This window comes from Gilvimarinus sp. 1_MG-2023, assembly GCF_030548285.1.
In genome coordinates, this window is record NZ_JAUOSC010000604.1 from 1 (window position 1) to 318 (window position 318).

Sequence of the window (318 nt, forward strand, 5' to 3'; positions counted from 1 at the left end):
GTATTTGCGGTTTTATCCAGCTACTTTAATTATCTTATTCAGGAAGATTACCTCCAGACCAACCCCGTCGCTCTGATTCGGCAAAAAAGCAAATACCTGCAGCGTCACGCCTATGCCGAACCGATTCGCCGTATCTCCAACTTGCAGTGGGATTATATTCGGGAAACGGTCACCCAATTGGCAGACGACAACCCCCGGGAGCATGAACGATCACTGTTTATCATGTTGTGCCTGTTTGGCATGTATCTGCGGATTTCCGAGCTGGTCGCCGATGAACGATCCACCCCGCTGATGGGTGATTTTCAATGTGATCAGGAT

General features: G+C 49.1%; 1 pseudogene. It reads left to right on the forward strand.

The annotated features are described in order from the left end of the window. Window positions 1-318: pseudogene (locus tag Q4563_RS18280) on the forward strand (site-specific integrase); the annotation flags it as partial.